The sequence below is a fragment of the Methanosaeta sp. UBA458 genome, from assembly GCF_002496085.1.
Lineage (GTDB): Archaea > Halobacteriota > Methanosarcinia > Methanotrichales > Methanotrichaceae > Methanothrix > Methanothrix soehngenii.
On sequence record NZ_DAIK01000122.1, the window covers coordinates 1 to 6,486 of the forward strand.

The 6,486-nt window shown below is 52.2% G+C and carries 6 protein-coding genes and 1 pseudogene; 4 read left to right on the plus strand and 3 right to left on the minus strand.

Translation table 11 applies throughout. The features are described from left to right. The 3 genes and pseudogenes from BP822_RS08800 to BP822_RS08810 all read right to left on the minus strand — a co-directional run. Positions 1-2,787 (minus strand): annotated as a pseudogene (locus tag BP822_RS08800) (hypothetical protein); the annotation flags it as partial. A gap of 523 nt (positions 2,788-3,310) precedes the next feature. Continuing rightward, on the minus strand, positions 3,311-3,625 hold the full coding sequence (locus BP822_RS08805; RefSeq protein ID WP_013720669.1) for a hypothetical protein: 315 nt from the start codon (positions 3,623-3,625) through the stop codon (positions 3,311-3,313). A gap of 722 nt (positions 3,626-4,347) precedes the next feature. Then, positions 4,348-4,611: a hypothetical protein gene (locus BP822_RS08810; RefSeq protein WP_286878148.1), complete on the minus strand. Its 264-nt coding sequence runs from the start codon at positions 4,609-4,611 to the stop codon at positions 4,348-4,350. A 53-nt stretch (positions 4,612-4,664) separates the two neighbouring features. On the opposite strand from BP822_RS08810, the gene BP822_RS08815 reads away from it, so the two are divergent. From BP822_RS08815 to BP822_RS08830, 4 genes are all read left to right on the plus strand, one after another. Continuing rightward, positions 4,665-4,850 carry a hypothetical protein gene (locus BP822_RS08815; RefSeq protein ID WP_286878149.1) on the plus strand — a complete coding sequence of 62 codons (186 nt, stop codon included), beginning with the start codon at positions 4,665-4,667 and terminating at the stop codon, positions 4,848-4,850. A 122-nt stretch (positions 4,851-4,972) separates the two neighbouring features. Then, on the plus strand, positions 4,973-5,173 hold the full coding sequence (locus BP822_RS08820) for an AbrB family transcriptional regulator (protein ID WP_286878150.1): 201 nt from the start codon (positions 4,973-4,975) through the stop codon (positions 5,171-5,173). Positions 5,174-5,331: 158 nt separating this feature from the next. Next, positions 5,332-5,589 (plus strand): hypothetical protein, encoded by a 258-nt coding sequence (locus BP822_RS08825; protein WP_286878151.1) that lies wholly within the window; start codon positions 5,332-5,334, stop codon positions 5,587-5,589. A 13-nt stretch (positions 5,590-5,602) separates the two neighbouring features. Next, on the plus strand, positions 5,603-6,166 hold the full coding sequence (locus BP822_RS08830; protein WP_286878152.1) for a hypothetical protein: 564 nt from the start codon (positions 5,603-5,605) through the stop codon (positions 6,164-6,166). The last annotated feature ends 320 nt before the right edge of the window (positions 6,167-6,486 follow it).

The following is a 6,486-nucleotide window of genomic DNA, read 5'->3' on the forward strand; positions in this document are numbered from 1 at the left end:
CTCCGATCCGTACCTCCAGCTGCCGGAGAAGGATTGACAGTCCTCCGACATCACGATTTCCAGATCTCCGCCATCATCCGGCGGGCTGTATGAGGGAGCCTCGGACCAGGTGCCAACCAGCTGGCTTCCGAATGCCGTCCCGTCTATTCGCCCCTGATCGTGGGTGTAGTTCCCGGTCACCTTATCGCCGGACTGCTGAAGCTGCATCGTCCCCCAATCTGTGTTCCAGGTGCCGCTCCAGTCGCAGGACTGGACGGTCCCCTCCTCACTCTGGCTGGGAATCCCCCAGATATGAGCGACTCCCCTGCCGCCCGTCTCGCTGTTCTGCGACCAGGTATCGGGATCGGAGTCAACCAGAGTATAGACGCCGGACGGCAGTACCGCTCCGGGCTCTACCACCCAATAGGCATCCTGAACTCCTCCCATTCCCAGCTCTCCGGTGGCCGCCCACGGCCCGTATTGATTGCCGGAAGCATCCTGAATGGCTATTGTTCCCGGAGTCTGGCCGGAGCCGTAGTTCCAGTGATAGGTGCGAATCCTGGTGATCGTGTAGGGACGGTCCAGGGTGAACTGCACCGGACTGGTGGGAGCGTTGCCGACTCCTCCCAGGGTATTGATCTCCATTATCAGCTCTTCCTGGGCCTCGACCTCACTGTCTGAGGTGGAGCCCTCGGCCGGATCCTTATCTAGGGCCTCGCCAGCAAAGCCGCTCAGGTCAACAGTTGTGTCCAGGCTTGGCGGTATCGATTCCGAGCCGGACTGCAGGTTTGCGATCTCTCCTCCGGCCTGAATTGTGCCGGTCATCTGCGCTCCGGTCTGAACAGCCATGTCCTGGAAGGAGGTGATGCCCGCTGATTCATCCTCGGTCCTGATCACATCCAGATCCACCATGCCCTGATCGGTAGCGTCGATAAAGAGAGAATAACTGCCTTCTGCCGGGAGCATGTAGATCTCCACATCGCCATCGGCCAGCACCTCTGCGCCGGGAATCTCGTTTATGATCTGGCCGTCAACAATGCCCGTTTGCCTGCCCTGAACATCCGTGAAGACCGCGTCCGCAGGACATCTCAGCACCGCCATGATGGCGTTAGCCTTCCTCAGAACCTCTGCCATTTCGTAAAGGCTCTTCTTAAGGGAAGGAACCAGAGCATTCACATCCTCCAGCGGAATCTGCCTGAAGACCGGATGGGCGGAGATGGCGCTGGCATAAGCCCACATGTAGCCCATGTAAGCTGGATTTTTCCAGTTGTTATTGGAGATTTCCAGGGTTATTTGCGGCATGGACCGGGGCGGCTTGGCCTTGGACACTGGGAAGTTGGGGTCATAGACGTAGATCACCGGCTCGCGCCCCTGTACCTCGATCAGCTTGTAGGCCAAGACGGCGTGACCGGCAGTTTTGTTGCCTATCCGGCCGAAGAACTCGATTATCACTGGCTCACGCGAGTCCTTGAGGGCGTCTTTCACCGCCTGATGACACTTGGCCGGCGACTGATCCCTCTGGAAGAACCGGAAGTCGCTGATCATAGCCGTCCATAGGGGCAGCATCTGCGCCCGGTGATAGATGGCAATGTTGGTGGATGCCTCCTCCAGGCTCATCTGCGAGGTGGGTTTTGATAGAGGGCTGGATCCCCTGTCCGTGAAATACAGGGCCGAGGTGGCGGCCATACCGTAGCAGTGCCCTCCAGCGCCCACATCCATGCTCTCTATTGAATAGTTCCAGAACCTCATGAAGGTCGAGGGAAAGAGCAGCCTCTGCATGGCCGAAAGGAAATTCCCATCTGCCTGCATGTTTCCTACTACTGTGGCCAAGAGCCCTTCTACCATCTCTTCAGTCTCCCTGCCCTCGAAGCCGTAATTGTCGAACCTATAGGTATCATCGATCCAGCTGTAAGCTCTGTTGCCGTTATAGGCATAGTAGATGTTGACTGTAATCGAGGCGTTGTTGTCCTCTTCAATAGCATCTTTTTCGTTCAGCATGAAGGCCTGGGCCTGCAGAATAGCTCCTTCAGCGTTTTTCCCTTCCAGGTCCCAGAATGCGGTTCCTGACTTGGTGGACCCGGCGGGGATGTCTCCCACATAAGCCGGCTGGCCTATGGGCTGTAGATCTTCGCCCTTTTTCAGGTATAGCTGAACACGCACGTCTTTGGCCTCAACTGTCCCCATGTTCTCGACTTCTACTGCCACTGCCTGGCTGTCTGCAGAGATTTCCGTTTGCAGGAGATTGTTATCCTTATGATATGAAAGGTAGATGTGATCCGGGTCCAGGTGCAGATCTGGTTTCTCAGGAGATTTGATCTTGCTGACTTTGTCCAGCCACAGCCTGGCGAAGGCGTCCACGCTTCCTTTCGGAATCTCGTTAATACAACCCAGCTCATAGATCCTGGCCACCATGTTCTCGAACTGGACGATATGGCCTCCTGTGCTCGATGCTCCCTTTCCTTCTAACCGCGGATCTCCCAGGCCGTTGTAGCCGGGAGTGTAGCCGGAGAAGTCCTCAGTGAAGCCGAAGTCCTGGAAATGCTCCTGGCAGAATGCTTCAGCCTTCTCTGAGCTATCGAAGACCGCAACGTAAAGCGACAGAAAGCCCCTGCAATCCTCTGGCATGCCCTCGATGCTAACCTCTTGCGTCAGCTCTAGAAAGGAGTCGTTCTGTCTCTCCAGCCCTTTACTGGTGGTGATCGCAAAACCAGTGCTGCTGGCCTGGGCGTTGATCTCTCCTTCAAACTTGAAGGGATCTTTTAAGTCCGCTGCCAGCAGCGCATAGTCTGCGGGATTTATGTCTTCCATCCAGCCTCCCGGAGATGACACTTCCGGTGGACTTGTCTCGTCACCTGCTGCCGCCGGAAAAAGTGCAGCCATAAACAGCAAACAAATGAGCAATCTCTGACCTATCATATTCTCTTCGCCCTCCTACTTGGATCCTATAGATATTCAATTCTTGTACGAATCAGGTATTTATATAACTCTGTCCGGGATGCGGAGGAGACAAAGAATGATAGAAGAAAATGGCCTCTCCCAGATCTAGCGCTGGCAGGGCAGCGTCTTTTCTAGCTTACTGGATCCTAGCCCGTCTGCATGTGCGCAATCGAGGCTAATTATAAGGTTAAATGGTTGGTATCCGGAGAATCTCTGGGACGTAGATCTCAATTAGATATATAGGGAAAGTATCCTATAGATATGCGAGCAATCTGCAGCCGAGCCAAAGCGGCAAAAGTCGAGGGCCAATTGATGCATTCGATGACCGTTCGGAACTAGATCTGGTAGCTCATCCTCTTCGCCTTTATAATAAATAGGTTAGTGTTGTATCACATTAATTCTGCTCTATTAATCCGGGTTTGGCTCGGTCCGGCCATAGATAGCTTGAGGGCCACATTGTAGATGGGCCCATATAATGCAGACTCTCCAGCTCGTCCCAAGGGTAGAATGCAGGATGAATTACCGTATATGCCAAGAGAATAAAGACACCTGCTGTTGATATGGGCCAGAAACGATAGTCGTAAAGTGCTCCTTTGACTGGCTCAGGCTCATCGATCTGCTTTGCTGAGATCAGGTCGTACCTGTTCTCAATGCAAAATTCTCTGAACGCGCCCCATCCGTCGCTCTTATACCAATTCCTTACCCTCATTTTAGCCTCTTCTAGACAGTCCAAGGTGCCAATGGGATAATGGCCGAGAAGGAAAGCCGCCATCCCATTGTCACGTGAAGGAGGGCGAAGGGCTGGGAGAGGCTTGACTTCTCCCCGATGATCAAGTAAAGAGGCCCTTCGCCATATTAACTATGGTATTATGAATATGTATGTCTTTTTGTCTAATTAATATTACCGAGCCATACGATCCTTGCTTCTCAGATACTGGTAGTGGTATATCTCAGCTCATAACCTGAAGCAGCTTGATTTGTTCGCAGAAAACACCGCTCGAAAAGGATTTAGACTATATCCGACTTATATATTACAATAACGGAAAGGTTTATTAATACGTAATATTAACTTTTATTGAAGAGCTACAGCAGCCAGTTACAGGCCTCCTTTACCAATAACTAACTGTTGTTATGCCCTGGCAGGTCTGCCATCGCCAGGGCGCACCTCTTCCTTTCGCTCCACCCAGATTCGGCTGCTTAAAGCTGGTTGCACCACACAAAAAGAATCCCGGATCCAGTAATGATATATGGAGATTGACCTATTTGTATGATCTGTACCATCGCTCATACCCCTTATGGCTCCCGAAGCAGTGAAGCACATAGATCTTCTCTCCTCTGATCTCGCAGACGATCTTCGCCTGTTTGGTCACCTTTACTACATGGCAAGGGGTCCCGTGCTTCATTCGTTTGCGAGGAGGCACCACCATCATCTTATCCAAGCGGTTCAGAAAAAGGACCTTCTGGCTCAAGGATCTTTTTTATCTCTTCAAAGGAATGGGTCTCGGCCTTTCCAGCTTCCAGTTCGCCCATCTCCGTCATGACCCCTCTATGTACCAGCATCAGCTCTTCTTCTTCAATAATCCGTTTATATGCCATTATGGCCTGACGTATAACCTCCGTCCGGTTTCCAGCATAGCCTTTCTCGATGATGCTTTTTATAGCAACCTCGTACGGAGCCCCAAGATTAACATTCACAGCTCATCACCTTATGCACATTGAATGGGCATTGAAGTAGATAAGGATTGCTCATGCTGGCCGATCAAGGCGCCGATAATCGACTCGGAACCGTATGGAAGCTTTTCCTCCTGGCATCTCGCGAGGGACATCCTGAGAACGACCGCGTGAAAGAGGAGGCTGCCGGGCATTACGACCGATCGGAGTCCATGAGGCTGGACGGCGATGAAGGGCAGCAGCCCTGGCGAACGACCCCTTGAACTTTGCAGGATTGAAGGCATATTTATTTATGGCATAAATGGGTTAAATGGGTAATAATATGCCGCTCGCAAAAGTAGATGATCGGGGAAGGGTACAGCTTCCAAGCAATCTCCGTCACAGGATGAAGCTAGAAGAGGGGGATGAATTCGTAGCAGAGGAGCTTGGAGAGGATACGATTATCCTCAAGAAGATCAACCTGCGAGTTCTGCTTGAGGATGCGATAGAGAAAGCCAAGTCCATCGATCTTGATCAGCTTGAAAGGGAGATTGAGGAGGAGAGCAACCAACTTGCCCGTCAGAGGTTCAAGGTATCTCATAGATAACACCGTCTTCATTGCAGCAGTCAAGCGCGGATGGACCAAGAGCACGGAACTCGTCTATCACCTTATGGATAAAACAGGCTGAGATCATCGAAGTTTGGAGCAATACCAAAGCAATCAAGAGGCTTCTTGAAGGAAGTGAGGACTATGAGGACAGATAGATGCATTCAATTATCGACTGGAACTGCATCTGGAAGCTCACCCTGCTCGCTTCCCGCCAGGGAAGCCTTGAGAACGGCTACGATAAGGTGGAAGCTGCAGAGCGGTACGATTTGTCTGAGATAGCAAGGCAAGACGGCGAGAGAAGGGCAGCAGCCCTTGAGGTAGAGCCATCCTGGTCGGTCCTGGATATAGGTGCAGGTCCTGGAACCTTGGGCCCTGCCTTTAGCCCGCAGAGTGAGGCAGGTTACAGCCGTTGAGCCCTCCTCAGCTATGGTGAAACGGCTTGAGATGCACATCGCTGAGGAGGGGATCTCCAACATCCGGATTCTGCCAAAGAGGTGGGAGGATCTATCACCAGAAGAGGTGGGCGAGCACGACCTTGTCATCGCCTCCTACTCCCTTTCCTTTCTGGATATGCGAGAGGCCCTGCTCAAGATGGACCGGCTGGCCAAAAGGCAGGTCATTCTCTACTGGTTTGCAGGCGTGCCCTCCTGGGAGAGGATCAGAGTGGACCTGTATCCCCGGATCTTCGGTCGGGAGCACGTCTGCCACCCCATGAGCGATGTCCTATACAACTTGCTCTACAGTCTCGGGATCTATGCGGATGTGCAGGTGCTGCAGGGGACTGCCTTTCCGAGGATCTACGAGAGCCTGGAGGAGGGGATCTCAGAGCTGCGAAGGGCCCTGGGGCTGAATACTCAGGAGCATGACAGAGCGATCAGGGAGTATTTGGAGAGACGGGGACGGAGGGATGGGGAGCTGGTGATACTGGAGGATGATACTGTTCATGTAATGATCTCATGGAGGACAGATAGATCGATGTTATCGCCCTGAGCTGCTATATCAATTCTGACTTCATTGAAGATTGTCCCATCGGCAGGCAAAGCCGTTGTGCGATCAGATCAGGAGGACCTTCATACATGCCAATAACCCGAAAAAGGGTATCTGGCTTGGGTTTTTTGGCTGCTTTTATTCTGCCCCGTCAATCGAGGATAGCGCTATCTTTCCATCTGCGAAGACAAGAGTACCTAGCAGTTGTTCTGCATAGATTTCAAATTTGGTAATAATAAGTAATATTTATATCATTGAACGTCGTCAGACTCAACAAGTCGGTCTCAAACGCCCATGAGCCCAGGCAGGGGCTCACACGTGAC

Coding starts and splice junctions, on each gene's coding strand:
- BP822_RS08805 (WP_013720669.1), bottom strand. CDS start 3,625: ATGAGGGTAAGGAATTGGTATAAGAGCGACGGATGGGGCGCGTTCAGA.
- BP822_RS08815 (WP_286878149.1), top strand. CDS start 4,665: ATGCTGGCCGATCAAGGCGCCGATAATCGACTCGGAACCGTATGGAAG.
- BP822_RS08820 (WP_286878150.1), top strand. CDS start 4,973: ATGAAGCTAGAAGAGGGGGATGAATTCGTAGCAGAGGAGCTTGGAGAG.
- BP822_RS08825 (WP_286878151.1), top strand. CDS start 5,332: ATGCATTCAATTATCGACTGGAACTGCATCTGGAAGCTCACCCTGCTC.
- BP822_RS08830 (WP_286878152.1), top strand. CDS start 5,603: ATGGTGAAACGGCTTGAGATGCACATCGCTGAGGAGGGGATCTCCAAC.